Source organism: Pseudomonas sp. UMAB-08 (assembly GCF_900095225.1).
Taxonomy (GTDB): domain Bacteria; phylum Pseudomonadota; class Gammaproteobacteria; order Pseudomonadales; family Pseudomonadaceae; genus Aquipseudomonas.
The window spans coordinates 1-276 of record NZ_LT607470.1 but is presented as its reverse complement, the minus strand read 5'-3'; the positions used below and the strand labels follow the sequence as shown (position 1 = coordinate 276).

1 tRNA gene is annotated in these 276 nt (G+C 59.1%); it reads left to right on the top strand.

What is annotated here, in order from left to right:
• Positions 1 to 6: 6 nt before the first annotated feature.
• Positions 7 to 83 (top strand) — tRNA-Asp (locus tag K0F75_RS25460).
• The last annotated feature ends 193 nt before the right edge of the window (positions 84 to 276 follow it).

Genomic DNA, 276 nt, shown 5'->3' with positions numbered 1-276 from the left:
CGACAAGCAGCGGTAGTTCAGTCGGTTAGAATACCGGCCTGTCACGCCGGGGGTCGCGGGTTCGAGTCCCGTCCGCTGCGCCATATTTTTCAGATTGGGTTCGCCCGGTCTGAGACTGGAAAGCCGCAAGGCTGATCAGTCAGGGTTACAACGAAACAGGCTCTCGAAGGCCAGTTTCAAATGAGTTCATCGGGTGCAAGCTCGAGCGACAAGCAGCGGTAGTTCAGTCGGTTAGAATACCGGCCTGTCACGCCGGGGGTCGCGGGTTCGAGTCCC